We start from the raw sequence: 25,444 nt of genomic DNA on the forward strand, positions 1-25,444 counted from the left end.
ATCCCATCTCCCCCGGTGCAGGCAGCGCCTTTCCGCCCCTGCGCGGCGGGGCAAAGCGGTATTCCCGCCCGCGCGACCGGCCCATGCCGAGGGGGGCGGCCCAACACAGAAAAAAAGGTGGAAGGAGAGCGACGTTTCCTTCCCCCATGGAAACCACCCCGCGGCTTGTCTCCCGCCTCCCGGTGGCCGCTCCTTTTTCATGGTCTGCTCACCCCGTTTTGAGGGGACGGAGGACCTCAAAATTCGATGGGGCAGCCACCCAGGTTTTCCCCAACCGGCCTCCCCTCATATCCGTCCAGTTTTGCCCAGCCCACCGCCTTGGGTGGACGGAATGCGGACGCTGAAACCTCGTGGGATGGGGACCCAACATCCCCCCAAAGCTCCCCTCCCTTGACATCCGCCCGGTTTTGCGAAGCAAAATCGCCCACTTGAGTGGGCGAAGAGGGGATGTCGAAACTTCGTGGGATGGGGCCCAATGCCCCCCCAAAGCTCCCCTCCCTTGACATCCGCCCGGTTTTGCAAAGCAAAATCGCCCACTTGAGTGGGCGAAGGGGGATGTCGAAACTTCGTGGGGTTGGGACCCAATGTCCCTCCCAAGCTCCCCTCTACTGACATCCGCCCGGTTTTGCGAAGCAAAATCGCCCACTTGAGTGGGCGAAGGGGGGATGTCGAAACTTCGTGGGGTTGGGACCCAATATCCCCCAAAGCTCCCCTCTCTTGACATCCGCCCGGTTTTGCGAAGCAAAATCGCCCACTTGAGTGGGCGAAGGGGGGATGTCGAAACTTCGTGGGGTTGGGACCCAATATCCCCCAAAGCTCCCCTCTCTTGACATCCGCCCGGTTTTGCGAAGCAAAATCGCCCACTTGAGTGGGCGAAGGGGGGATGTCGAAACTTCGTGGGGTTGGGACCCACGAAGTTTTATTCGTCCACAAACCGATACCCCACCCCCACCTCGGTGAGGATGTAGTGGGGGTGGGCGGTGTCCGTCTCGATCTTGCGGCGGATGTTGGCCATGAACACCCGCAGGGACTGGGAGTCCTCGGTGCCGGAATACCCCCAGATCTCCTTGAGGATAAAGCTGTGGGTCAGCACCTTCCCCCGATGCTCGATGAGCAGCAGCAACAGCTTGTACTCGATGGGGGTCAGGTGCACCTCTCCCCCGTTTACCCGCACCTGCCGCCGGCCAAAGTCCACCGTCAGATTACCGGTGGAAAAGACCTCTTCCTGGGGCAGGGCGGCGGGCGGGGTGCGCAGCGCCACCCGCACCCGCGCCAGCAGCTCGCCGATGGAGAAGGGCTTGGTCACATAGTCGTTGGCCCCGCCGTCCAGGGCCTGCACTTTCTCCCTCTCCTGGGTGCGGGCGGACACGACGATCACCGGCACCTGCGAAAAGGAGCGCATCTGGCGCAGCACCTCCAACCCGTCCAGGTCGGGCAGCCCCAAGTCCAGGAGCACCAGGTCGGGCGGGTCGTTCATAACCTGCCCGATCCCCTCGATCCCGGTGGTGACCACCTGGATGTCGTAGCCGCTGGCGCGCAGGGAGATGGAGAGGAAGTTCGAGATGCTCTTGTCGTCCTCGACAATCAAAATACGGCGCTCTGCAAGCATGTTTTGCCCTCCTTGCTCTTTTCCAGCGGCAGCCAAAAGCGGAAGGTGGCGCCGCCGATGTCGTTGTTCTCCGCCTCGATCCCCCCGCCGTGGGCCTGCACGATGGACTGGCAGATGGAGAGTCCCAGGCCGATCCCCCGCCGGCTGTCCCCCGGCGAAGTGACGAAACTGTCAAAGAGGTGGGGCAGCAGCTCCGGGGCAACGCCCCCGCCGTCATCGATCACCTCGAAGACCACCCGCTCCCCCTCCCCGCGCACCGCCAGACGGATGGCGGCGCTGTCGGGGGTGTGGGCCACGGCGTTGCCCAGCAGGTTGACCAGCACTTGCACCATCAGCTTGCCGTCCATGGGCGCCAGCAGCAGTTCATCGGGCAGGGAGACCGCCACCGGGCGGGCGTGGGGCAGCCTCGCCAGGCGGGCGGTGGCCTCGGCCACCACGTCGTCCACCACCTCGTTTTTCACCTGCAGCGCCAGCTTGCCATCCTGAATGCGGGTCATGTTGAGCAGGTTTTCCACCATGCTCTCCAACCAGGCCACATCGCCGGAGATGTCGCCCAGCAGCTTCATCGCCGTCTCCCTATCCAGCCGGTCGTAGCTGTGGCGCAAAAACTCGGCCGAGCCGCCGATGCCGGTGAGGGGGGTGCGCAGGTCGTGGGAGACCGCCCGCAACAGGTTGTTGCGCAGCTTCTCCTTTTCGATCTCCACCTGGTTGCGCTGCTGCAGGGCGTAGAGCTGCTCCCGCTCCACCGCCAGGGCCAACTGGCTGATCACCGTGTCGATGAACAGGGTCTCCTCCTCTCCCAAGGGGGTGTTGCCGCAGTACACCTCCACCACCCCCAGGAGGCGGCTGCCGCTTTTAAAGGGGGCATAGCGCCACTGGGAGATGGCGAAATTTTTGGTGCCGCAGCCGCAGGGCGCCCCCTCCTTTAGACACCACCTAGCCAGGGTGTCGTCCCCCACTTCCACCCCGTCCAGGTAGTGGCCGGGCAGGTAGTAGGGCTGGGAGAGGCCCCCGCCCTCTTCGATGAGATAGACCACGCACCGCCGCTGCACCCCCGCGTAGATGCTGGCGATGCCGTGGCAGACCACCTCTTTTAGCCCCGAGAGGTTGAGGAAGCTGCGGCTGATCTCGTAGAGTCGCTGGGTCTGGTCCTCCTTTTTGCGGGCCAGCTGGGCGTGCCTTTGCAGCTGGGAGGTGAGGCTGGCGGCAATGAGGGAGACCAGCAAGAAGAGGATGAGGGTGACGATGTAGCTGGGGTCGGCGATGCGAAAGGTCAGCCGCGGCTGGGTGAAGAGGAAGTTGAAGACGAAGACGCAGACCAGCGAGGCCACGATCCCCCAGAAAAAGACGCCCGTCTCCACCACGATCACCAACACCCCGGTGAGATAGACCATGGTGATGTTCTCCTGGCGGATGCCGACGCGGTCGAAGAGGGCGGCCACGGCGGTACAGACAAGCAAAATCAAAACCGTCTGCCCCAGGTGGAGCAAGCGGCCCTTTGCGCGGGCTCGGTCAGGACCCATAACGGCCTCCTTTTGTCGGGAAAAGAAGAATTTTGTAACAGCAGTATAGCATACCTGCCAGCAAAAAGAAAAGCGCTGCCCGCCCGATTGCGCAAACGGGCAAAATGCGCTATACTGAAAAACAGTATTGAGCGAAATGCGATAAAGGACGGTTTGACAGAGAGAATGGACAAAAAGCAGAGACACGCCACCCTGATCCTGGTGGGGATCCTGACCATCGCCTGCGCCCTGTTGGTTCTGGTGCGCTGCGACACCGGCTATAAAAACGACGTGAAAGACGGGGCCTTTATCCTCACCGCCAAGCAGGTCACCGACACCTTCAACGCCAAAGCCGCCGGCAAGTTCCCCAACTTCAAGGCCGCCGGGGACGCCACCTATACGGGGGAGGAGATGACCCTCGCCTACACCGCCGAAAAGGAGGGGGGGGTGATCTCGGCCGTCTCCCTGACCGGCAAACTCGACAGCGAGGAGCACATGAAAAACTTTTCCGGCTGTGCCGGCGTCCTGATGGTGGTGATGGACAACAACCTGCGGGAAGAGGAGCTCAGCACCCTCATTGAGGAGTTGGCCTTTGCCAAAGTCGTGGCCGGCGAGGAGGAGATCCACACCCAGTACCGGTACAACCAGCGCGTCTATCGCTTTGACCGCACCGGCGACAGCGCCGTCTTCACCGTCACGGCCCAGAAGTAAAAAAAGAGGAGCAGTGCTCCTCTTTTTTTGTTGGGGCAGCCGAGGCTTCCCTCGGCCGGGGGATTGTGCCGCCCGGCGGGGCTGTGGTATAATTGGGCACAGTAAAGATTGTCCGCGCCGCCGGGCGGTCCCGCACCGGGGCTGTCCGGCGCGCCGGCGACGGGAGGATGTTGGAAGAGATGACCTACAAAGAGGAATTTATCGAGTTCATGGTGCGCTCCGGGGTGCTCACCTTCGGCGATTTCACCACCAAGAGCGGCCGCAAAACCCCCTACTTCATCAACACCGGCAACTACAAGACCGGCTATCAGGCCTCCAAACTGGGGCAGTTTTACGCCGCCTGCCTGCACGACAACCTGGGCGACCAGGTGGACGCCCTCTTCGGCCCCGCCTACAAGGGCATCCCCCTGGCGGTATCCTGCTCCATTGCCCTCTACGAGCAGTACGGGCAGGACGTGAACTACTGCTTCAACCGCAAGGAGGCCAAGGACCACGGCGAGGGCGGCACCATGGTGGGCTACAAGCTGCAAGACGGCGACCGGGTCGCCATCATTGAGGACGTCATCACCGCCGGCACCGCCATCCGCGAGTGCCTGCCGGTATTGCAGGGCGCCGCCAAGGTGGACATCCGCGCCCTCGTCATCTCGGTGGACCGGATGGAAAAGGGCACCGGCGACAAATCCGCCATCCAAGAGGTGAAGGAGCAGTACGGCATCGACGCCTACCCCATCGTCACCGTGCGGGAGATCATCTCCTACCTGCACGGCCGGGAAATCGACGGCAAGGTCTACATCGACGACGAGATGAAGGCCCGGATGGAGGCCTATCTGGAAGAATACGGAATCTGACCGGCCGGGGGCCGGATCGGGGAGGGCTGCGCCGGCCGGCGCGGCCCTCTTTTTTTGCTGTCCCACCGAAAGGAGCGCCCTTCCCATTAAAAATGCCCTCCCCCATCGCCTCCCTCTATTCTTCCTTTACTTCATAGAAAAAAGATGGTAAAGTGAAAGATAGATCAGTGGCGCAGATACCGGCAGCACCCGCAAAACAGCCCCTCTTACCGGGTTTTGTTTCCCCCCTATTTTGAAAGGTGGCGGCTCATCCGTGAAGCGCATCTCCGACAACAAGTTCATCCTCCTCTCCGCCCTGCTCTGTGCGGGGTTCTTCGCCCTCCTGTGGGGCACCGGCGCGGTCCTCTCCCCCCAGGCATTTTCCCCCCTCAACCTGCTGCTCCTCTTTCTGGGGGCCTTCCTGGCCATTTTGGTGGCGGTCTTCCTCTTTCGCCAGCGCTTCAACCGCCATCTCTACCGGCTGGCCTACGCCGACTTGCTGACCGGGCTCGCCAACACCAACTACTTTGAGGAGGAGGGCGACCGCCGGCGGCGCGCCGCCGGCCCCCACCGCCTCTGTGTCGTCTCCACCGACATCAGCCATTTCAGCACCGTCAACGACAGCTATGGGCGGCAGATGGGGGACGACATCATCCTGCGGGTATCCAAAGCCCTGCAGGAGGCCTTTGGCGAGGAGACGCTGCTGGCCCGGGTCAAGGCCGACCACTTTTTGCTGCTGCTCCCCTTTTCCAGCGAGGAGGAGACCCGCGCCGCCCTGCTGCGATTCGGCGCCCAAAACAGCGACTATTCCGCCGCCAGCCACCACATCAAACTGCGCTTCAATTTCGGGGTCGCCGAGATCGGCGACAGCCAGGTCCCCTTCACCGCCTTTATTGACGCGGCGGAGATCGCCCGCCGCGAGGCCCGCATCCGCCCCGAACCGGTCCTCTTCTTCTCGGGCGAGCTGGAGGAACAGCTGCGCCGAAACAGGGAGATGGAGGACCAGATGGAACAGGCCCTGGCGGACGGGGAATTTGTGGCCTATTACCAGCCCAAATTCAACATGGCCACCGGCGAGATCTGTGGGGCGGAGGCCCTGGTCCGCTGGCAGCGGGGCCCCTCTCACCTCTACTACCCCGACCAGTTCATCCCCCTGTTCGAGCGAAACGGCTTTATCACCGAGGTGGACTTCTGCGTCCTCGACCAGACCTGTGCCCTGCTGCGCCGCCGGCTGGACGGCGGGCTCCCCGTCTTTCCCATCTCGGTCAACCAGTCCCGCCTCCACCTGCAGGAGGAGGGGTACCTGCAGCGGCTGACGGAGATGGTCAAGCGCCACCGGGTACCCCCCAACCTCATTGAATTGGAGCTCACCGAGACCGCCTTCAACGGGTTGGAGCGCCTTGACGAGCTGGCAAAACAGCTCAAAAAAATCGGCTTTCTCCTCTCTCTCGACGACTTTGGCTCAGGCTACTCCTCCCTCTCCCTGCTGGGGGGATTTCCGCTGGACACCATCAAGCTCGACCGCACCTTTATGGACAGGGCCCTCTCCTCCTCCCGCTCCCAGACCATCGTCCAAAAGGTGGTGGAAATGGCCCACGAGATGGGGATCTTGGTCATCTGCGAGGGGGTGGAGCTGCCGGAACAGGCCCGTTTCCTCTTGCAGATCGGCTGCCAGCACGCCCAGGGCTACCTCTACGCCCGCCCCATCCCGGCGGATGCGTTTGAGGCCCTCTGCCGGCAAAACACGCCGGTTGCCCCCGCCGCAGACAGGTGAAAAAAGGCCCCGCCCTCTCGCAAAGAGAGGGCGGGGCCTTTTTTGGGTTACAGCAGTTTCTGCAGGTCTTCGCTCAGGTGGCGCATGTGGGTGATTTCAAACTCCACCGTGCTCTTGAGCATTCCGTTGTAGAGGTTGCCCTCTTTGGCGGGCTGCCGGTCCTCTGCGTACAGCCGGTCCAGGCCCTCCTCCAACACGGCGATCTGCTCGTCCATATAGGCTTTTACCTTTTTCTTGGCATCGCTCATCCTGTGTCCCTCCCTGGTTTTGGGTCGGCGGCCGCCGAAAACAGCCGCCTTCACCCTTCACTTTTCCCCGCCGCCGGGCAGATATGCACCAGCCGCCATCCTTTGCCCTTTTGCTGCAAAAAGCAGCGCGGTTTTGTAGCGTTTACCAAAACCGCGATCCGTTCACAAAAATTGCGAAAACTGCGCACAGACCGGACATAAAGTGCCTTTACAATGAAAATAGAGGGGGAAGGGGGCGTTCAGCCCCTTCCATCCCCCCTCAAAAAGGGGGAACGACCTGTGAAATTGACATTTTATGGCGCCGCACACGAGGTCACCGGCAGCTGTCACTGCATCGAGGTGGGGAACACCCGCCTGCTCGTCGACTGCGGCTTACAGCAGGGGCGGGACGAAAAGGACAACCAGCAACTCCCCTTCGCCGCCGCCAGCATCGACGCGGTGCTGGTCACCCACGCCCACATCGACCACTCCGGCCGGCTGCCCCTGCTGGTGAAGGACGGCTTTCAGGGCAAGATCTACGCCATCGACGCCACCTGCCGCCTCCTCTCCATCATGCTGCGCGACAGCGCCCACATCCAAGAGGTGGACACCCAGTGGGAAAACCGCAAGCGCGGCCGCTCCGGCGACGAAGGAGTGGAGCCCCTCTACACCGTGCAGGACGCGGAGCGGGTCCTGCCCCTGCTGACGCCCTGCCGCTACGGCGAGTTCGTGGAGATTGCCGACGGGGTGCGGGCCCGGTTCCAGGACGCGGGGCACCTGCTGGGCTCCTCCTCCATCGAGCTGTGGGTGCGGGAGGGACAGGTGGAGAAAAAGCTGGTCTTCTCCGGCGACATCGGCAACACCGACCAGCCCATCATCCGCGACCCCCAATTCCTCACCCAGGCCGACTATGTGGTGATGGAGAGCACCTACGGCGACCGGCTGCACGAGCCCTCCAGCGACTATGTGGCCGACCTGGCCGACATCCTCAACCAGACCTTTGCCAAGGGGGGCAACGTGGTCATCCCCTCCTTTGCCGTGGGGCGCACCCAGGAGCTGCTCTATTTCCTGCGGGAAATCAAGGACCGGCGCCTGGTGGGGGCCAACCCCCACTTCCCCGTCTACGTGGACAGCCCCCTGGCCACCGAGGCCACCCGCATCTATAGCAGCGACCTGCTGCCCTATGCCGACGAGGACACCCTGCAGCTGCTCCACCTGGGCAGCGACCCGCTGGAATTCGAGGGGATGCAGATGTGCGAGAGCAGCGAGGAGTCCAAGGCCCTCAACGCCGACCCCACCCCCAAAGTCATCCTCTCGGCCAGCGGGATGTGCGAGGCCGGGCGGATCCGCCACCACCTCAAACACAACCTCTGGCGGCCCGAGTGCACGGTGGTCTTTGTGGGCTACCAGGCCGAGGGGACGTTGGGGCGCGCCCTGTTAGAGGGCGCCCGCCAGGTCAAGCTCTTTGGCGAGGAGATTGCCGTCAAGGCCCGCATCGTCAACTTTCCCGGCCTCTCGGCCCACGCCGACAAAAACGGTCTGCTGCGCTGGATCGGCGCCTTCTCCCCCGCCCCGGCCCACATCTTCGTGGTCCACGGGGAAAACGGGGTCTGCCAGCAGTTTTGCACCGCACTGGAGGCACGGGGTCTCTCGGCCCACGCCCCCAACTTCTGTGAGGTGTACGACCTGGCCACCGGGCAGACCGTCAGCGCCGGGGTGCCCTTTGAGCAGCTGCGCCCCAAGGGCGAGCGCAAAAATGGCTCCTCCAACCAGGCCTTCGGCAAATTGCTGGCGGCCGGGACCCGCCTGCTGGATGTGATTGCCCACAACCAGGGCGGCAGCAACAAAGACCTGGGCAGGTTCCGCGACCAAATCATCGCCCTGTGCGAAAAATGGGACCACTGACCGGCCGCGCAAAAAATCTCTCTTTTCCCAGTTGACGAACGGGGAGATAGATGCTATAATACAACCTGTTAAACGGCTTCCGGGCCGTTTACATGCAGATGTGGTGGAACTGGCAGACACGCTACTTTGAGGGGGTAGTGGGCGTAAGCCTGTGTGGGTTCAAATCCCATCGTCTGCACCAAAAAAATCGCTTAGCCGTATGGTTAGGCGATTTTTTTATTGGGTCCCTCATACCCCGCGCCGTTTTTCCTTCCTGCATTTACCTGTAGATTGGCGCCGCCCCCACTGTTAGACTGTCCTTTAGGGGTGGTTTGACATGTGTTTGGAAAATCGCATTCGCAAAATACGTATACAGAGGGGACTCTCCCTTTGGGAACTGGCCGCCGCGATGGACACAACCGAGGACGCCCTATCTCGCTGCGAGACCTGCGATATGGGGAGTATAGAGGCCGACAAGGTCCTGGCCGCCGCGAAGGCCCTGGGGGTCTCCCCCCTTTATCTCATGGGGTGGGAAGACCGCCCCAACCACATCTACCGTGTTGACAGGGGGATCAAGGCGTGCGATCTGTCGGAAAAGGACATTGCATTCCTGATTCAGTTTTCCGCCAAGACGGCCAAAAAGAAGTGGTAAAGCGCCCCGATATGCCAAAAAGGCAGGCCGGGGCGCCCCTGTTTACACCTCAATTTTATCTTCCCTTTTGCGGTGCAGAGACCCATCTCCGCCGTGTCACAGACCCCTCTCCAATTGCTCACGAATAATCGATCTGGTCGGCGATGCTCTCGCCCTTGTATTTTTTGAATTCCTGGGACAGCCAGACCTCGCCGGCAATGTCCAGACCCATTCCGACCAAAGAGATCGTCAGGCCTATTGTGAAGCCAAAAATTTGGTTTGCAAATGTGTCCTGTGTAAACAGCGTCAACAGCACAACCACAAGACCTGCCAGCGATACAATTGTTCCCGACAGGATCAGTTGGTAGCTTGTGCTCTTTTCTCTCTTGCACTTTTTCCGGAATTCTCTCTTGGTCATTGTCCTTCCCTCCACAAAGTGATGGCGCTAGAAAAATTTTACTGGAATTATTATACAATTCCGTTCTCCGCTCTAAAAAGGCCCAAAAGTGCAAAAATAGCGCTTACAACGGCTTGCGCAGAAAGAAAAACGCTGTTTTTGCTGTTGCAAAACTGCGAACGAAATCGTATTCCTAATCTGTCGTTCGCTCCGACCTCTCCTGTACGGGGCATGGCCTTTGCCCCGCGACACAACCAGCGCATCCCCAGAATCCCGCACCTCCACAATCCCATTCGGAAAAGGGCGTCCCTCATTTTCCTTCCGCAGTGTGGAAAAGGCCCCCGCTGCACCGGCGCTCCCCGTTCCCGGAGGACACCGTCAACGTCGGACGGCCACGTCTTTTCCCTCCCCGCTTTCCTCCCCCCTCCCTTTGCGCTATAATGGAGAAAAGCGCAAAGGGAAGGGGGAATTTCTATGTGCGGCCGCTATAGCCTGTACACCGAGCGCGAAAACGACCAGCTGCAGGCCATTCTGGCGGAAATCGCCCGCCGCTACCCCGAACGGTTCAGCCAAGCCGCCAGCGGAGAGGTCTTCCCCTCCAACTGGGCCCCCGTCCTCGCCCATACCGGCAAGCGGGTGGCGGCAGGGCTGGCCAGGTGGGGCTTTTCCTCCCCCAAGGGCAGGGGGCTTGTCATCAACGCCCGGGTGGAGACGGCGGCCGAGCGCCCCCTCTTTCGCGACAGCCTGCTAAAGCGCCGCTGTGCCGTCCCCGCCACCGGCTTTTTCGAGTGGGACAGGTCCTGTCGGCCCAGCGTCAAGTACCGCTTCACCCTGCCGGGCCAGCCCCTGTTCTACCTGGCCGGCTGCTACCGGTTGGAGGGGGGAGAGGCCCGCTACACCCTCTTCACCACCGCCGCCAACGCCTCGATGGCCGACATCCACCCCCGGATGCCGCTCCTCCTCTCCCCCGGCCAGCTGGAGGGATGGCTGACCGACACCGGCGCCGCCCTCGCCCTGCTAGGGCAGACGCCGCCCCTGTTGGACAGAGAGCGGTGCGCTCCGCCGGAGGGGGATGAAATCCAGCAGAGCTGCCTCTTTTAACAGCGCAGCCAAAACCACCGGTGAAATGGGCGGCATGCACCAGCCCTAGAAGGGCACCATCTGAGCTTCATTTCTCAGGGGAGTCAAATGCTATCCCACTACCCACACCGCCACCGGCAAATCGGCAACCTGGGCTCCCATCTCGTGTCGTCCATATCCCAAGGCGGTCTCTCTTTTTGCGTCCTCGGTGACCTTTCATTCAGGAAACCTTCTGTCAGAGCAATTTGTCTCTTCCCGTGGGGTCAGTGGATTGGGCGCTAAAGCGACAACCAAAATCACCAGTTGCGCTGGCAATATATCCCGGCCCGAAAGGGACGTCATCCGAGTTTCGCCCCTCAAAAGGTATCGAATGCTATCTCATCACACACGCCGCCGGCAAGCCGACAATCCAGGACACCATTTCATGTCGTCTATATCCCAAGGCGGCCTTTTTTGTGCCCTTGACACCCTTCCATTCAGGAGACCTTCCGCCAAGGCGATTTGATTCTCCCGATGGGGTCGAGATTGGGGCGCTGAAGCGATAAAAAAGCGGGCGGGTGCGAAATCAATCGCACCCGCCCGCTCTCTCTTTGTGTCAAATCATCTCTCGTTCTCTTCGCCCTTGAGTCTCAGGCCGCAAAAGTGCACCTCGTAGCGCTGGATGCACTCGGCGATGATCTCTTCCGCCCGCTGGCGGCCCAGGGCCTCAGAGGTGGTGGTGTGGCCGTGTTCCAGCCCCTTGTACACCTCGAAAAAGTGTTTGATCTCGTCGCTGATGTGGGGCGGCAGGGCCGAAATGTCCTGGTAGAAGTTCCAGGTGGGGTCCTGGCAGGGGATGGCGATGATCTTGTCGTCCACCTCGCCGCCGTCGATCATCCGGATCACGCCGATGGGGTAACAGTCCACCTCCACCAGGGAGTCCAGGGTCTCGGAGCACATGACCAGCACGTCCAGGGGGTCGCCGTCGTCGGCGTAGGTGCGGGGGATAAAGCCGTAGTTGGCCGGGTAGTGGGTAGAGGTGTAGAGGATGCGGTCGAGCCGCAGCAGGCCGGTGTGTTTGTCCAACTCGTACTTCTTTTTGGTGCCCGCCGGGATTTCAATGACCGCGGTAAAGGTCTCGGGCTTGATGCAGGCGGGTTCGATGTCGTGCCAGATGTTCATCTCATATTCCCCTTTTCTCTCGTCTCGCTCTGTCTGGCTTTAGTATAGCAAACGGGCGGCAAAGTTTCAATCGCTTTCTCTGCCGCCCCGGCGCACCGACGCCCGGCTGCCGCCCCCCGGCAGGGGCCGCACCGCCAGCGCCACCGGCAGCCGCTCCTCCAGCCACTCCACATGGGAGATGATCCCCACCACCCGGTCTTCCCGCCGCAGCCGCTCCAGGGTGTCCACCGCGCACTCCAGCGCCTCGGCGTCCAGGCTGCCAAACCCCTCGTCGATAAAGACCGTCTCCAGGCTGACCCCGCCGGAGAAGAGCTGGATGACATCGGCCAGCCCCAGCGCCAGAGAGAGGGAGGCCTGAAAGCTCTCGCCCCCCGAGAGGGTGTTCACGTGGCGGGTCTTGCCGGTGAGGCTGTCGAGCACCTCCAGGTCCAACCCGGAGGCGCGGTTCCCCTTCTCCCGCTCGGTGCGCCGCAGCAGGGTGTACTTGCCCTCGGTCATCCCCGCAAAGCGGCGGTTGGCCGCCCGCACCACCTGGTCGAAATAGGCCGAGAGGACGTATCGCTCGAAGGAGAGCTTCTTGGCGTTCTGGCCGCTGGCCACCCGGTAGAGGTCCACCGCGTCCCGGTAGCCCTCGCCCCAGCGGTCGCGCTGGGCCAGCAGGGCGGCAATGGCCTCCCTGCAACCGCCGTTCTGGGCCAGGGCGACCTGTCCCTCGGACAGCTGCCGCTCCAGGGCCTCCTCCTCGGCGGCCAGCTGCTCGCTCCGGCGGGCGGCCTCCTCCAGATCGCAGGGGGCCTTTCCCTCGTACTCCGCCAATCCCTCCAGCCGGGCCTGCCACTGGGCCCCTCTCTTATACACCTCTACGGGGTCTGCCAGCAGTTTTGCACCGCACTGGAGGCACGGGGTCTCTCGGCCCACGCCCCCAACTTCTGTGAGGTGTACGACCTGGCCACCGGGCAGACCGTCAGCGCCGGGGTGCCCTTTGAGCAGCTGCGCCCCAAGGGCGAGCGCAAGAATGGCTCCTCCAACCAGGCCTTCGGCAAATACCGGCCACACTGGCCGGCGGGCGGCGGCGCGCTCCAGCTCCCCCTGGGCGGCCTGCAGGCTCTCCTCCAACTGCTGCAGGATGGCGTCGTAGTCGGGGTACTCCGCCCCACAGAGCCCCTCTAGCAGGCTGCCCGGCGCACAGGCGATCTTCTCCCGCTCCACCTGAAGGCGGACGGTCAACTCCTCCATCTTGGCCTGGGCCTCCCCCGCCTGCTCCCGCAGCAGGTCCTCCAAGCGGCTGAACTTCTGGGTGCCGAAGATGCGCCGAAAAATCTCCTGTTTCTCGGCGCTGGAGGAGTCCAGCAGCTTGCGAAACTCCCCCTGGGGCAGCAGCACGATCTGCCGAAACTGCTCGGCCGTCAGCCCCACCAGCTCCACCACCCGGGCGTCCACCTCCCGGATTTTGGAGAGCACCTCCCCCTTGGGGCCGGTGAGCACCGCCCCCGCCTTCACCGTGACATACCGGCCCTTGGCGTTCTGGCGCACCTGCTGGGGCTGGCGCTCGATGCGGTAGAGCTCGCCGCGGATGGCAAATTCCAGCGCCGCCGAGCAGACGGCCGTCTCCTCCGCAAAGTCGCTGCGAAACTGTTCGGGCTGGCGGCGGTCGCCACTGGCCCGGCCGTAGAGGGCGAACATCACCCCGTCGAAGAGGGTGGTCTTCCCCGCGCCGGTGGGGCCGGTGATGAGAAAGATGCCCTCCTCCCCCAGGGCCTCAAAGTCGATTTCCTGGCAGCCCCCAAAGGGGCCGAAGGCGCGCAGTTCCAGTTTGACAAGGTGCACGGCGCTACACCTCCCCTTCCAATTTTTCCAGCAGGGCGCGGATGGTCTCCATCTGACCGGGGGTGGGCTCCATCCCCTTCACGTCCCTGTAAAAGGCCGCAAACCGCTCGTCGGTGGGCCGGTCGTCCTGGGGCGTGAGGTCGGGCAGGTCTTCCCCCTGCACCCGCGCCTCCAATTTGACCCCCAGCAAGTTGGGGTAGAGCGCCCGCAGCCGGCTCACCGCCCCGTAGACCAGTTCGTTGTCGGCGATGACGGCGTAGAGGTAGTCCTCCCCCGGGGGGTGAAGGGCGCCGGATGCCAGCTCTTCAAAGCTGCCCCGCACCACCGCCAGGTCCCGGCGGACGGGCAGCCGCTCCTCCCGCACCGAAACGGCGCCGGCAGCGTCGATCTCCACCACCGCCACCGCTTTTCTCTGCCCCTGTTCCGAGAGGGAGTACTTGAGCAGCGACCCGCTGTACCGGGCCGTCTCCCGCCCGCAGGTCTGGGGGGCGTGCAGGTGCCCCAGACAGGCGTAGTCAAACCCCCGCAGGGCGGAGGCGGCCACCAGGTCGCCGGTCCCCACCGAGAGCTCGGAGTCGCTGCGCACCAGCTCCTCCCCCCCGGCAAAAAAGCCGTGGGCCACCAGCACGTTGGGCCCGGCGGGGAGGGACGTCCCCTCCAGCAGCGCCCGATAGGCGTCGGTGTAGGTGGGGTACTCCCCCTCCGGCAGCAGCCGCCGCAGCTGATAGCGGTCGGTAAAGGGGGCCAGGGTAAAGGTGACGGCGACCCCGTCGCGGCCGGTGACCGGCACCTGCGCCAGGGGGAGGGTACAGCTCCCCTCCACAAAATAGCCCTCGCTGCGCACCAGGCGGTTGGCGAAGGAGAGGCGCTGGGGGCTGTCGTGGTTGCCGGCGATAGCCAGCACCTTCACCCCCATCCCCACCGCGGCGCTGACAAAATCGTCAAAGGCGGTGACGGCGGCCGCCGGTGGCACCGAGCGGTCGTACACATCCCCGGCGATGACCAGGGCGTCCGCCCCCTCCCGCCGCAACAGCTCCAGCAGGCCGTTCATGGCAAAAATCTGGTCTTCCAGCAGAGAGAATTCCCCCAGCACCTTTCCCAGGTGCCAGTCGGCAGTGTGGATAAACTTCACGCGCGCGCCCCCCTATCCGGCAAAGACCAGTTGCACCAGCACCATGTAGAGGGCGGTGCCCCCCAGGATGCTGATGAGGTTGTTTTTCTTCCACAGGTGCAGCCCCACCACCGCGGCCCCCGCCAGCAGTTCCGGCAGGCCGTAGGGGTAGGTCAGCAGGCTGACCCCCCGCAGGCAGTAGACCACCAAAATGGCCATGATGGCCGGGGGCAGCACCCGGCCCAGGTAGTTGACCCAGCGGGGGGTCCCCCGCTTGAAAAACCAGAAGGGGGCCGCCCGGGTCAAAAAGGTCACCGCCCCCACGACGGCGATCACCGCCACCACACGCCAAGCGCTCACTGCTCCCCCTCCTCTCCCAGCTTTTTCACGATCGGCCGCGAACAGGCCAACAGCCCCAGCACCGCCAGCAGCAGGGCGGGGATCAGGAACTTGTCCGGCCCCAGCAGGAGCAGGCAGGCCAGGGCGCACCCGGCCCCCCAGAGGGCGGGGAAGCGGCTCTTGTAGGCCTGCCACTGCTCGACGGCGATGACGATGAAGAGGGCGGTCATGGCAAAGTCGATGCCGGTGGTGTCAAAGGGGAGCAGCCCTCCCACCACCGTGCCCAGCACCGCCCCGGCGATCCAGTAGAGCTCGTCCAACAGGGCGATGGCAAAGAAAAACTGCCCCTGCTCCACCCCTTCCGGCGCCCGCTGGGAGCAGAGGAGGGAGTAGGTCTCGTCGGTGAGGGAGTAGATCATGTACCAGCGCTTTTTCCCCATCTGGCGGAAGCGCTCGGTGAAGGAGAGGCCGTAAAAGAGGTGGCGGAAGTTCACCGCCAGGGTCATCAGCGCCACCTGCACCAGGGAAAAGCCGCCCCCCAGAAAGTTGAGCATCACAAACTGCATCGAGCCGGCGTAGACCGCCGCGCTCATCCCCGCCGCCCAGAGGGGGCCGTACCCGCCCTGGCGCAGCAGCACCCCAAAGGCAAGCCCCACAAACAGGTATCCCAGCAGCACCGGCACCGTGACCGGAAAGGCCGCGCGAAAGGCTTTTTTCAACTGTCTCTTCTCCCCTTTTCAACATCCTGTTCCGCTCGGGGCGTCAGCGCCCCAGGGTGTGTTCCAAAAAAATCTTGACGCCGATGCCCACCAGCAGCCAGCCCCCCACCACCTGGGCCCAGCGCCCCAGCAGGCAGCCGAAGCGGTGGCCCAGGTAGACCCCGACAAAGCAGCACAAAAAGGTGCAGCCGCCGATGATGGCCGCCGCCTGCCAGATATTCGCCCCGATACAGGAGAGGCTGACCCCCAGGGCCAGAGCGTCGATGCTGGTGGCCACGGCCTGCCCCAGGAGCAGCTGCCCGGTGAGCCGGCGGGGGCGGGAGAGGGGTTCGATCTCCTCCTCCCGGGCCTCCCAGACCATCCTTCCCCCCAACAGCGCCAGCAGCGCCAGGGCCACCCAGTGGTCAAACCGGTGGATGTACCCGCTGAAGGTGTACCCGGCAAAAAAGCCCAGCAGCGGCATCGCCGCCTGGGCCAGGCCAAAGGCCGTGCCGCAGGCCAGGGCGCAGGGGAGCGGCCGCCCCCTGTGCGCCAACCCGTTGGAGACCGAGACGGCAAAGGCGTCCATGGCCATCCCCAATCCCAGCAAAACCATGGTGGCAAAATCCACTCTTTCTTCCCTCCCACACGATACCACAAGGGCAGCGGTCGTTGGCCATTGGGCAGGGAGCAAACGGCATTTGTGCATCTGCCTGGCCATTATACCGCTATTTGTATGCACTCGGCAACCGCTTTACCTCTCCCCCCCGCTTGCCGGGGGGTGGATTTTCCCCGCCAAATCCTCTATAATGAAATCGGTTTGGGCCCGCAAATCCCCTGCGCCCAACCTCCATTCGCCGCTAAAGGAGTTTTTTGCCATGATCATTGAACCGAAGATCCGCGGGTTTATCTGCACCACCGCCCACCCCGCCGGGTGCCGCGAAAATGTGCGGGAACAGATCGCATACGTCCGCTCTCAGCCCAAGACCGAGGGGGGCAAAAAGGCCCTCGTCATCGGCAGTTCCACCGGGTACGGCCTGGCCACCCGCATCGCCCTGGCCTATTCCTGCGGGGCCGCCACCCTGGGGGTGCAGTTTGAAAAGCCCGCCGCGGGCAAGCGCACCGCCTCCGCCGGGTGGTACAACACCGCCGCCTTCGAGGCGTTCGCCGCCGCCGACGGCCTCTACGCCAAAACCGTCAACGGCGACGCCTACTCCCAGCAGTGCAAGGACGAGGTCATCGCCCAAATCAAGGCCGATCTGGGCCAGGTGGACGTGGTGATCTACAGTTTGGCCGCCCCCCGGCGCACCCTCAAAGACGGGACCACCGTCTCCTCGGTGCTCAAGACCACCGGCAGCGACTACACCAACAAGACCATCGACTTAAAGGAGCGCACCCTCTCTGAAATCACCATCCCCCAGGCCAGCGAGGAGGAGATCGCCCACACCGTGGCCGTCATGGGCGGCGAGGACTGGGAGGACTGGATGCTCGCCCTGCAGGGTGCGGGGGTCCTGGCCGAGGGGGCGGTGACCGCCGCCTACTCCTACATCGGGCCGGAGCTGACCCACCCCATGTACAAAGACGGCTCCATCGGCCGGGCCAAGGACCACCTCTTTGCCACCGCCGCCAAGCTGGCCCAAGAGATCCCCGGCCTGCGCAGCTACCTGTCGGTCAACAAGGCCCTGGTGACCCAGTCCAGCGCCGCCATCCCCATCGTCCCCCTCTACATCTCCCTGCTCTACAAGGTGATGAAGGAGAAGGGGCTGCACGAGGGCTGCATCGAGCAGATGTACCGGCTGGTGCACGACCGGCTCTACGCCGAACCCACCCCGGTGGACGGGGAGGGCCGCATCCGCCTGGACGACTGGGAGATGAAGGACGAGGTCCAGGCCGAGATCGCCCACATCTGGGAGGGGCTGAACGACGAAAATCTGGAGCAGTACGCCGACATCGACGGCTACTGGCAGGACTTCTACCAGATGTTCGGCTTTGACCTGCCCGGCGTCGACTACCAGGCAGACGTCGACCCCGACGTGAAGATCCCCAGCATTGCCGAATAGTGCCGGAGCGGGCGGGATACCGCCCGCTCCTTTTGTGTTAAGGAGAGGAGGGGGAGCAGATGCTGCGCATCGGGGTATTTTCCGACCCACACGGCAACCTGCCCGCCCTGAAGGCCGCCCTGGCCTACCTGGAGGGGGCGGGATGCCGCGAATTTCTCTGCTGCGGCGACCTGGTGGGGGTCGGCCCCTGGCCCCAGGAGGTGGCCGCCCTGCTGCAAAGCCGGGGGGACATCCACTGCCTGGCGGGCAACCACGACCGCTACTTTGACCGCTGTCTCGCCCCGCCCTATCCGCCCCGGATGGAGGAGGGGGAGGCCGCCCACCACCGCTGGGTGTACAGCGCCCTCACCCCCGCCTCCCGGGGGTGGCTGCGGGACCTCCCCCTCTCCCTGACCCTGCGTCGAGAAGGGGTCTGCATCAGCGCCCTCCACTACCCGCTGGACACGGCGGGCGAGTTTGCCGCCCCCCGCCCGTCCCCCACCGCCGGGGACTGCCGCGCCCTCTTTGGCCATCTGCCCGGACAGGTGGTCCTCTGCGGGCACGACCACGCCGGCTTTGCGGTGGCGGACGGGGCCCGCCTTTACCTCGATCCCGGCTCTCTGGGCTGTCCCCACGGGCTGGGCGGCGTCGCCCGCTGCGGGGTGCTCACCCTGGACCGGGGCCGCTGGCGGTGGCAGGCCGTCGCCCCCGCCTACGACCTGGAGGAGGTGCGGGCCGCCTTTGCCCGCCGCCGGGTGCCGGAGGGGCCCGCCCTGCTGCGGGCCTTCTATGGGCCGGCCCACCCCTCCCCCTAAAAGAAAGCACCCGTGAAAAAGAACTGGCAGCCCATGACCCCATTTCCCCGTTTTAAGAGAAGCAGCGCGATGGCAAAAACCATCGCGCTGCTTCTCTCTTTTGTTTCACAACTTCGTGGATGATGGCGCGTCCGCCGACAAAGATATGGCGGATGACCGCCTGCCGCCTTCGTCGGCTGCCGGACCTGTCCAGTGCACGGACGGCGCCCTTCTCAATCGGGAGTCAAAGCCCCCCCGTATTGGCTCCTCGACACCGAGGCGCCTTGACCGCTTTCAAAAAGCTGCGGATGTACAACGCCTTCTCGCCTGTCCTCTAAATTGCCGCCTGGCGTTGCGGCACCTGAACTTTTCAGGGGAACTTCTCATCCCCGCAGCCAGCCGAGAGGGCCGGGACGTGCTTGCCGGGGAAAATCGCTCCAACAGGTGAAAAAGGCATTCCTCTCCACTGCCTGTGCGGGCGGCCACGGCCGGACCTTTCCTCGGTTCAAGGGTTAAACAAAATCATGTGCAAGATCGCGGTCCCGTCCCCGACATTTCTGTACGAGTGCACGCGGTCGGCCTTGAATCGAATGCTCTCCCCTGTCGCAACGGAAAACCGCTGATCCTCTGTCTCAATTTCAATATTCCCTTTAAAGATGGTGATAAACTCGGTGGTCCCTCTGAGATGCGGTTCCGACTCCCAATAGCTCCCCCCGTCCAGCTCCAGATAGTAGACCGCAAACCGGCGGTTGTCGTCGTCGGGAAAGATCGAATAGTTCTTGACCTTGCCGCCATCTTCAAGCAGCGGCTGCAACTCCGACGTTTTTACAATTTCGTATGGGCTTTCAGGGCGAACCGTCAGGGCGTCAAAGGGCACATTCATTCCATTTGAAATTTTCCACAGCGTGGAGATGGTCGGGTTCCCTTCGCCGCGCTCGATTTGTGAGAGCATACTTTTGCTGACGCCGCTCAACTTGGAGAGCTCGTCCATGCTCAACTTGTTCTTTTCACGGAGCCTTTTGATGTTTTTAGCGACGATCTGATTCATGGAATCCAAAAAAATCCGCCCTCCCTGTTGACAATATATCGAACTATATGTATCATTATATCAAACGAACAATATATTGTTCGTTTTGTACCATTATAATTTATATTTCAATTTTGTAAAGAGGAGAGCGAATAGAAATGGTCCCAAATTTACAACAAGCCCGCGATTTGCTGAAAAAGTACAATAGCGGCGAGTTTCACCTGCTCCACGGAGAGGTGGTTTCCGGCATCATGGGCTACTTCGCCCGCCGGGATGACCCCCAAAACGAGGAGTATTGGGCATCGGTGGGGATGCTGCACGACATTGACTTTGAACGCTATCCCGAGGAGCATTGTGCAAAATGCGTTGAGATCCTGCGGGCGCACAGCGTTGACGAGGGGATGATCCGCTCCATCGTAAGCCACGGCTATGGCCGTTTAAACTGGGTGACGGTCAAGCCCGAGCAAAAGATGGAGAAGATCCTATTTGCCACCGACGAACTGTCCGGGCTGATTGGAGCTTGTGCGATGGTGCGCCCCTCTAAAAGCGTCCGGGACATGGAGGTGAGTTCCATCAAGAAGAAGTTCAAAAAGAAGGAGTTTGCCGCCGGCTGCTGCCGGGAAGATATGGTGCAGGGCGCAGAGATGTTGGGGATATCGCTGGAAGAGCTGATGCAGCAGACACTTGACGCCATGAAGACCCTGGTCGACGTACTCCCTGTTTAGTGCCTGCTCCCGGACTTCGGCGCCGTGAAGGTCGGCGTCTGCATCTATCTTCGCCGGGAGGGGTCCATTTTGAACAGCAACCTGCTCCCCCCGGGGAGCTCGGTATTTTTTCTGCTTTGCGTGCGCCGCTCTGGGTGGGGTCGGGAGCGTTTTGGTCGGGAGCCCCCCAGCAAAAAGGGGCCGCCCGATTCCAGTTTCGCCTCAAAACCATCCCTTGTATTTTCCCGGTAAGAATCCTCACCGGCGGCTATCCGTCCTTTTAAAATCGCCCCCATCTGTGGGGGACAGGAGGGTCTTAAATTGTTCGATTTGTCAGATTTCTTGATTTATTGTTTGATTACGGCATACACGCCGGGGGCCAACAATTTGCTGTCCATGAGCAACGCGGCCCGGTTGGGTTTTCGCCGCAGCTTCCGCTTCAACTTGGGCATCCTGGCCGGATTTGCAGTTGTGATGTCGGCCTGCACCCTGTTCAGCACCACGCTGTACTCCTCCCTCCCCAAAGTGAAGATCTTCATGCAGCTCTTCGGGGCGGCCTATATGCTTTACCTCGCTTGGAAGGTGTGGAAAAGCTCGGCCGATGTGAATGCGGACAGCGGAAAAGAGGCCAGTTTTCTGTCGGGGATGCTCCTGCAATTCGCCAACCCCAAAATCTACATCTACGCGATCACCGCCATGACCCTCTACATTTTGCCGGTCTACCATTCCGCCGCAGCGATCACTGGATTTACAGTCCTCCTCGCGCTGATCGGGGCATCCGGCTCCTTCGTATGGGCCCTGTTCGGATCGGCCTTCTGCAAATTCTTTTCAAAGCACACAAAAGCGGTCAATCTTGTGATGGCTTTGCTGCTTGTCTACTGCGCGGTCGCTCTGTTCCTGTAAAACACCTACACCAATTATAAGGCCCGCGCTCCTTTCGCTTTTTCCCGTCATGCGGCCGCCCGATCCGCATGGTCAGCGGCCGCTTTGCTTGTCCACCGGGCCGCCCCGCGGGCCCTCTTTTACCGCTGGGCCCCCGCCCCTTGCAGATAAGCCAAAACAGGGGCCAACTCCCCCTCGTCCGCCCGGCGCACCGCGACGCCCAACAGGTCCCGCCTCGCCAGGCGGATGAGCCCCTTGTGCACCAGCCCCAGCGCGTCGAAATCAAAGTCCCCCGGCAGCCAGAAGGCGGCGGCGCCAGAGGGGAGGTTCTGCCCCTTGAGGGCGTTCAGGTCCACCTCTTCCCGGGGGGTGAGCCCACAAAAACAGGCGACCACCTCTTTGCCGGCCAGTTGGGTCGCCCGCTTTTTCACCCCGGAGGCGCAGCTCCAACAGCCGGCGTAGACCCCGCCCACCAACACCAGGGTCTGCACTCCGGCCAGCGCCTCTGGGCGCACCCGGTCCCACTCCACGGCGGGGCAGTGCAGGCGCTCGGCCAGCCACCCGGCGTACCGGCGGGAACTGCCGTAGTGGGAGCGGTAGGCCACCAAAATCGTCTTCGTCATCTCTCCATCTCCTCCAATCGGTTGCAGAGGGTCAGCAACAGCCGGTTTGCCGCCGCCAGCTCCTCCGGGGCGACACCGGCAAAGAGCCGCTCGACAAAGGCCCCGTCCCTCTCCTGCCGGCGCGCCTGGTAGGCGGCCAGTTGTTCGGTGGGTCCCACCCGCAGGGCGCGGCGGTCACTCTCGTCCCGCACCAGGGCGACAAACCCCTTCTTTTCCAACTTCAGGGCCAACTGCTTGACGTTTTGGCGGGAGCTGCCCATCTGTTCCGCCAGCTGGCTCAGGGTCGGGGGCCGCTCAAAAAAGGTGGTGAGGCAGAGCAGCAGGTACCACTGCTTGGCCGTCAGCTCCTCCAGATAGCGGTCCCCCACCGTCTCCAACCGGTTGCTGGCCGCAAAGAGCAGGCCAAAGGCCAGATAGCGCCCGTCCATCCCCTCCAACTTCTCCATCCTCTGCACAGCGCATCCTCCTTTGCAAATAAGTAATATATTACTTATTTTGAGTATACCCCCTCTTCTCCCCCCTGTCAACCGCCCGATGGCGCAAAACAGCCGCCCTCCCCGCAAACGGGGGAGGACGGCTATTCTTTTCATTGGCTATGGCCCCGGTCAGTTTTGGTAGAAGGCCACCATTTCCTGCAGCAGGGCGTAGAGTTTTTCCTTGTCGGCGGACATGGCCACGTCCACATTGGGCTCTTTCTTCCAGCGGTTCGGCAGGTCCACCACCGTCTGTCCCTCGGTGAGGCTGCCCCGCACCTCGCAGGTGGCAAAATAGGGCTCGGTACGGATGACCTCCGGGCAGTAGATGGCGGCAATGGCCAGCGCGTCGTGGAGGATGATGCCGCTCTCCCGCCCCTCTCTGGCCTTCTGGGCCCGGGTGTACTCCCAAATGCCCCGCAGCAGCGGCGAGATCGCGCAGTCGGGGGCCAGCAGCCGGTCCATCTCCTCCGCGGTGAAGAAGGTCTGGCGGGTGGCGTCCAGCCCCACCATGGTGATGGGGATGCCGCTCTTAAAGACCACATCGCAGGCGTGAGGGTCGATCCAGATGTTGAACTCCGCGTAGGGGGTGGAGTTGCCCACCCCCCAGGCCCCGCCCATCATGGTGATGCGCTTGATCAGGGGCTTGATGTCGGGGTATTTCAGCAAGGTGATGGCGATGTTGGTCAGGGGGCCGATGGCAGCGATCTCCAACTCGCCCTTCTGGGCCACCGCCTCCCGGTAGATCACGTCCCAGGCGGGGTCCTCTTCAAAGGTGCAGCGGGGGGCGGGCAGTTCTACCTCGCCCAGCCCGTTTTCGCCGTGGGTGGCGGGGTTGATCACCCGCTCTTTGATCATGGGGCGGTCGGCCCCCTTGCCCACCGGCACCCCCAGGGCCAGGTAGTCGTTCAGGGCCAGGGCGTTGGGGGCGGTGTGCTCCAGCCCCACGTTGCCGGAGACCGGGGTCAGGGCGCGGATGTCCAGCCGGCCGCTGGCCTTTGCCAGGGCAATGGCAAAGGCGTCGTCGGTGCCGGGGTCGCAGTCGATGATGACGGGGATCTTCTTCACAGCAATCTCTCCCTTTTGATCTGTTCAGGCGGCCAGGGCCGCGCGTGTTTCCTCGCTCTAGGGCAGCCGCCGCAGCGCCGCCAACAGGCGGTGGGCAAAGGCCTCGCGGTCCACCTCCACCCCCACCAGGGCGTTGCAGGGGCGGCCGGTCTTGGCGCCGCCCACATCCACCGCCGTGGCGCCGCGGGTATAGCGGCCGCAGAGGTCCGCCTCCAGATGGGCGGGCAGGGCTTTCACCAGCGCCTCGTCCAGCGCCCAAGCGGCCGCCAGGGGATCGTGGAGGGCACAGCCGGGCGCGCCCTCGTAAAAGGCGGCATAGTGGACAAACATCTCCCAGGCAAACCGGCCCGCCCGGGTGCCGCAGTCCCGCCAGGCCGCCCGCTCCGCCGCGGTGACATAGGCCTTGTAGGTGACGTCCAGCCCCGCCAGCTTGACGGGGATACCGGCGGAAAAGACGATCTGCGCCGCCTCCGGGTCGCGGCCGATGTTGGCCTCGGCCACCGGGGAAAAATTCCCCCGGCACCAGGCCGCGCCCCCCATCAGCACCAGCTGTTCGATCTTCTCTTTCAGATGGGGGTAGCACAGCAGGAAGGTCGCCAGGTTGGTCATGGCGGCCACCGCCACCACGGTGACCCTTTCCGGGCTCTCCTCGATCAGGCGGGCCATCAACTCCACCGCCCGGCAGGGGGCGGGCCGCCGCACCGGGTCGGGGATGGAGACATTCCCCAACCCGTTTTCCCCGTGGATGGAGACCTTGCCGGAGGGGGAGAACCGCCCCAGCAGCGGCTTTTGGGCCCCCAGCGCCACTGGGATGTCCTCCCGCCCGCACAGCCGCAAGACCGCCAGGGTATTGCGGGCCACCTGCGCCAGGGGGACGCTCCCCTCCATGGCGGTGATGCCCAGCAGCTTGGCCCGCGGCTCCCCCAGCAGGTAGAGCAGGGCCAGCGCGTCGTCGATGCCGGTGTCCACGTCCAGCAAGACCGGCACCGGCCGCCCCTCCTCGCCCCTCACTTCAGCCTCTCGCAGGCGGCGGCCAGCAGGTCGATAAAGGCCTCTCTGTCCAGATCCATCGCCACCTGGACGTTGGGGGCCTTGCCGGTGACCCCCCGCAGGTCGCAGACGGTGCAGCCCTGGGTGTGCTCCCCCTCGATGTCCACCGTCACGTAGCAGTCGCGCAGGGTGAGCACCTGGGGGGCCACCACCGCCGCCACCGCCACCGCGTCGTGCATCGGCACCTCCAGCCAGTCGGTGCCCGGCAGGGTCTGGTCTTTAAAAAAGTCCATCAGTCCGGCCACCAGCCGCCCGCCCCGGGTGTCGATGGCGTGAAAGCGGGCCAGGTCGCCCAGGGTGGGGCGGGCCTTGTTGGTGGCGTCCAGCCCGCACATGGTGATGGGGATGCCCGCGTCAAAGACGATGCGGGCGGCCTCGGCGTCCTCCCAGATGTTGAACTCGGCGGTGGGGGTCCAGTTTCCCCCCACCGCGGCGCCCCCCATCAGGCAGATGCGGGCGATCTTCTGGTGCAACTCGGGGTTTGCCAGCAGGAAGATGGCGATGTTGGTCAGGGGACCCATCCCCACCAGCACCGTCTTCTCCTCGCTGCCGCGCACCTTTTCGGCCATGAAGTCCCAGGCGTTTTGCTCCACCGGCGCGTGGGTGATGGGCGGGAAGACCGGGCCGTCCAACCCGCTCTCGCCGTGCACGCTGTCGGCGATCTCCAACCCCCGCATCAGGGGCTGGGCCGCCCCCTGGCAGACCGGCACGTCGGCCCGGCCGACCCACTCCAACACCCGAATGGCGTTTCGCGAGGTGTTTTGCAGGGTGCTGTTGCCGGCCACCACCGTCATCCCTCGCACCTCCACCAGGTCGCTGGCCAGGGCCAGCACCATGGCCATGGCGTCGTCGTGCCCCGGGTCCCCATCCAACAGGACGGGTATCTTCTTTGTCGTTTCCACCGCTTCAAACTCCTCCCCTGTGCGGCGCAAAAAGGGCGTCGCTTGTCTCCCTTAGTATACAGGAAAAATCCCCCTGGCGCAACGCCGTCCCGCCGGGGAGAGGC

26 protein-coding genes and 1 tRNA gene are annotated in these 25,444 nt (G+C 63.4%); 11 read left to right on the plus strand and 16 right to left on the minus strand.

Annotated elements, in window-relative coordinates; translation table 11 throughout:
- Nucleotides 1–919: 919 nt before the first annotated feature.
- Together BN3266_RS12340 and BN3266_RS12345 are read right to left on the minus strand one after the other, a co-directional pair.
- A complete protein-coding gene (locus tag BN3266_RS12340; protein ID WP_059005394.1) occupies nucleotides 920–1,609 on the minus strand; it encodes a response regulator in 690 nt (229 codons plus the stop codon).
- On the minus strand, nucleotides 1,585–3,132 hold the full coding sequence (locus BN3266_RS12345) for an ATP-binding protein (RefSeq protein ID WP_059005397.1): 1,548 nt from the start codon (nucleotides 3,130–3,132) through the stop codon (nucleotides 1,585–1,587). Before BN3266_RS12345 ends, BN3266_RS12340 begins: the two co-directional genes overlap by 25 nt.
- Nucleotides 3,133–3,297: 165 nt before the next feature.
- On the opposite strand from BN3266_RS12345, the gene BN3266_RS12350 reads away from it, so the two are divergent.
- From BN3266_RS12350 to BN3266_RS12360, 3 genes are all read left to right on the plus strand, one after another.
- Nucleotides 3,298–3,822 carry a hypothetical protein gene (locus BN3266_RS12350; RefSeq protein WP_021658406.1) on the plus strand — a complete coding sequence of 175 codons (525 nt, stop codon included), beginning with the start codon at nucleotides 3,298–3,300 and terminating at the stop codon, nucleotides 3,820–3,822.
- 179 nt (nucleotides 3,823–4,001) lie between these two features.
- Nucleotides 4,002–4,670, plus strand: coding sequence for an orotate phosphoribosyltransferase (pyrE, locus tag BN3266_RS12355; RefSeq protein WP_059005399.1), 669 nt, complete (start codon nucleotides 4,002–4,004; stop codon nucleotides 4,668–4,670).
- Between the two features lie 253 nt (nucleotides 4,671–4,923).
- Complete coding sequence (locus tag BN3266_RS12360; protein ID WP_059005401.1) at nucleotides 4,924–6,423, plus strand: putative bifunctional diguanylate cyclase/phosphodiesterase; 1,500 nt, start codon at nucleotides 4,924–4,926, stop codon at nucleotides 6,421–6,423.
- Between the two features lie 47 nt (nucleotides 6,424–6,470).
- Here the strand turns inward: BN3266_RS12360 and BN3266_RS12365 are convergent, their stop codons facing one another.
- The gene (locus BN3266_RS12365; RefSeq protein WP_021658401.1) at nucleotides 6,471–6,671 is read right to left on the minus strand and encodes a hypothetical protein; all 201 of its coding nucleotides are present in this window, start codon (nucleotides 6,669–6,671) and stop codon (nucleotides 6,471–6,473) included.
- A gap of 279 nt (nucleotides 6,672–6,950) precedes the next feature.
- Between BN3266_RS12365 and BN3266_RS12370 the strand changes: the two genes are divergently transcribed.
- The 3 genes from BN3266_RS12370 (at nucleotide 6,951) to BN3266_RS12380 (ending at nucleotide 9,186) form a co-directional block, all read left to right on the plus strand.
- On the plus strand, nucleotides 6,951–8,555 hold the full coding sequence (locus tag BN3266_RS12370) for an MBL fold metallo-hydrolase RNA specificity domain-containing protein (protein ID WP_059005403.1): 1,605 nt from the start codon (nucleotides 6,951–6,953) through the stop codon (nucleotides 8,553–8,555).
- A 94-nt stretch (nucleotides 8,556–8,649) separates the two neighbouring features.
- Nucleotides 8,650–8,736: transfer RNA gene (locus BN3266_RS12375), tRNA-Leu, on the plus strand.
- 135 nt (nucleotides 8,737–8,871) lie between these two features.
- A complete protein-coding gene (locus tag BN3266_RS12380; protein WP_059005405.1) occupies nucleotides 8,872–9,186 on the plus strand; it encodes a helix-turn-helix domain-containing protein in 315 nt (104 codons plus the stop codon).
- 118 nt (nucleotides 9,187–9,304) lie between these two features.
- Here the strand turns inward: BN3266_RS12380 and BN3266_RS12385 are convergent, their stop codons facing one another.
- Nucleotides 9,305–9,583, minus strand: coding sequence for a hypothetical protein (locus BN3266_RS12385; protein ID WP_059005407.1), 279 nt, complete (start codon nucleotides 9,581–9,583; stop codon nucleotides 9,305–9,307).
- A gap of 453 nt (nucleotides 9,584–10,036) precedes the next feature.
- Between BN3266_RS12385 and BN3266_RS12390 the strand changes: the two genes are divergently transcribed.
- Nucleotides 10,037–10,663, plus strand: coding sequence for an SOS response-associated peptidase (locus BN3266_RS12390; protein ID WP_059005409.1), 627 nt, complete (start codon nucleotides 10,037–10,039; stop codon nucleotides 10,661–10,663).
- 579 nt (nucleotides 10,664–11,242) lie between these two features.
- On the opposite strand, the gene BN3266_RS12395 is transcribed toward BN3266_RS12390, so the two are convergent.
- From BN3266_RS12395 to BN3266_RS12420, 6 genes are all read right to left on the minus strand, one after another.
- Nucleotides 11,243–11,803 (minus strand): inorganic diphosphatase, encoded by a 561-nt coding sequence (locus BN3266_RS12395; protein ID WP_059005411.1) that lies wholly within the window; start codon nucleotides 11,801–11,803, stop codon nucleotides 11,243–11,245.
- 66 nt (nucleotides 11,804–11,869) lie between these two features.
- A complete protein-coding gene (locus tag BN3266_RS12400) occupies nucleotides 11,870–13,630 on the minus strand; it encodes an AAA family ATPase (protein ID WP_059005413.1) in 1,761 nt (586 codons plus the stop codon).
- A 4-nt stretch (nucleotides 13,631–13,634) separates the two neighbouring features.
- On the minus strand, nucleotides 13,635–14,762 hold the full coding sequence (locus tag BN3266_RS12405) for an exonuclease SbcCD subunit D (protein WP_059005416.1): 1,128 nt from the start codon (nucleotides 14,760–14,762) through the stop codon (nucleotides 13,635–13,637).
- 12 nt (nucleotides 14,763–14,774) lie between these two features.
- Complete coding sequence (locus BN3266_RS12410; protein WP_059005419.1) at nucleotides 14,775–15,101, minus strand: branched-chain amino acid transporter permease; 327 nt, start codon at nucleotides 15,099–15,101, stop codon at nucleotides 14,775–14,777.
- Nucleotides 15,098–15,799 (minus strand): AzlC family ABC transporter permease, encoded by a 702-nt coding sequence (locus BN3266_RS12415; protein ID WP_059005421.1) that lies wholly within the window; start codon nucleotides 15,797–15,799, stop codon nucleotides 15,098–15,100. Before BN3266_RS12415 ends, BN3266_RS12410 begins: the two co-directional genes overlap by 4 nt.
- Nucleotides 15,800–15,842: 43 nt before the next feature.
- A complete protein-coding gene (locus BN3266_RS12420; protein WP_154669086.1) occupies nucleotides 15,843–16,409 on the minus strand; it encodes a manganese efflux pump MntP in 567 nt (188 codons plus the stop codon).
- Nucleotides 16,410–16,656: 247 nt separating this feature from the next.
- On the opposite strand from BN3266_RS12420, the gene fabV reads away from it, so the two are divergent.
- Together fabV and BN3266_RS12430 are read left to right on the plus strand one after the other, a co-directional pair.
- Nucleotides 16,657–17,838, plus strand: coding sequence for an enoyl-ACP reductase FabV (fabV, locus tag BN3266_RS12425; protein ID WP_059005423.1), 1,182 nt, complete (start codon nucleotides 16,657–16,659; stop codon nucleotides 17,836–17,838).
- Between the two features lie 59 nt (nucleotides 17,839–17,897).
- The gene (locus BN3266_RS12430; protein ID WP_059005425.1) at nucleotides 17,898–18,632 is read left to right on the plus strand and encodes a metallophosphoesterase family protein; all 735 of its coding nucleotides are present in this window, start codon (nucleotides 17,898–17,900) and stop codon (nucleotides 18,630–18,632) included.
- A 484-nt stretch (nucleotides 18,633–19,116) separates the two neighbouring features.
- Here BN3266_RS12430 and BN3266_RS12435 read toward each other — a convergent pair whose 3' ends face one another.
- On the minus strand, nucleotides 19,117–19,659 hold the full coding sequence (locus BN3266_RS12435) for a helix-turn-helix domain-containing protein (RefSeq protein WP_368013959.1): 543 nt from the start codon (nucleotides 19,657–19,659) through the stop codon (nucleotides 19,117–19,119).
- A gap of 137 nt (nucleotides 19,660–19,796) precedes the next feature.
- On the opposite strand from BN3266_RS12435, the gene BN3266_RS12440 reads away from it, so the two are divergent.
- Both BN3266_RS12440 and BN3266_RS12445 read left to right on the plus strand, forming a co-directional pair.
- Nucleotides 19,797–20,363 carry a hypothetical protein gene (locus BN3266_RS12440; protein ID WP_021658541.1) on the plus strand — a complete coding sequence of 189 codons (567 nt, stop codon included), beginning with the start codon at nucleotides 19,797–19,799 and terminating at the stop codon, nucleotides 20,361–20,363.
- A gap of 300 nt (nucleotides 20,364–20,663) precedes the next feature.
- Entirely contained in the window at nucleotides 20,664–21,245 is a 582-nt protein-coding gene (locus BN3266_RS12445; protein ID WP_059005429.1) for a LysE family transporter, read from the plus strand.
- Between the two features lie 119 nt (nucleotides 21,246–21,364).
- On the opposite strand, the gene BN3266_RS12450 is transcribed toward BN3266_RS12445, so the two are convergent.
- The 5 genes from BN3266_RS12450 to BN3266_RS12470 all read right to left on the minus strand — a co-directional run bounded on the left by BN3266_RS12450 (nucleotide 21,365) and on the right by BN3266_RS12470 (nucleotide 25,340).
- Nucleotides 21,365–21,847, minus strand: coding sequence for a flavodoxin domain-containing protein (locus tag BN3266_RS12450; RefSeq protein WP_059005431.1), 483 nt, complete (start codon nucleotides 21,845–21,847; stop codon nucleotides 21,365–21,367).
- Nucleotides 21,844–22,293 (minus strand): MarR family winged helix-turn-helix transcriptional regulator, encoded by a 450-nt coding sequence (locus tag BN3266_RS12455; RefSeq protein WP_059005433.1) that lies wholly within the window; start codon nucleotides 22,291–22,293, stop codon nucleotides 21,844–21,846. Before BN3266_RS12455 ends, BN3266_RS12450 begins: the two co-directional genes overlap by 4 nt.
- Nucleotides 22,294–22,452: 159 nt before the next feature.
- Complete coding sequence (locus BN3266_RS12460; RefSeq protein ID WP_059005435.1) at nucleotides 22,453–23,388, minus strand: nucleoside hydrolase; 936 nt, start codon at nucleotides 23,386–23,388, stop codon at nucleotides 22,453–22,455.
- A 57-nt stretch (nucleotides 23,389–23,445) separates the two neighbouring features.
- The gene (locus BN3266_RS12465) at nucleotides 23,446–24,375 is read right to left on the minus strand and encodes a nucleoside hydrolase (RefSeq protein WP_075109799.1); all 930 of its coding nucleotides are present in this window, start codon (nucleotides 24,373–24,375) and stop codon (nucleotides 23,446–23,448) included.
- A gap of 20 nt (nucleotides 24,376–24,395) precedes the next feature.
- Complete coding sequence (locus BN3266_RS12470; protein ID WP_242861778.1) at nucleotides 24,396–25,340, minus strand: nucleoside hydrolase; 945 nt, start codon at nucleotides 25,338–25,340, stop codon at nucleotides 24,396–24,398.
- Nucleotides 25,341–25,444 lie beyond the last annotated feature (104 nt).

It is taken from the genome of Bittarella massiliensis (ex Durand et al. 2017) (assembly GCF_001486165.1).
Classification (GTDB): Bacteria; Bacillota; Clostridia; order Oscillospirales; family Ruminococcaceae; genus Bittarella; species Bittarella massiliensis.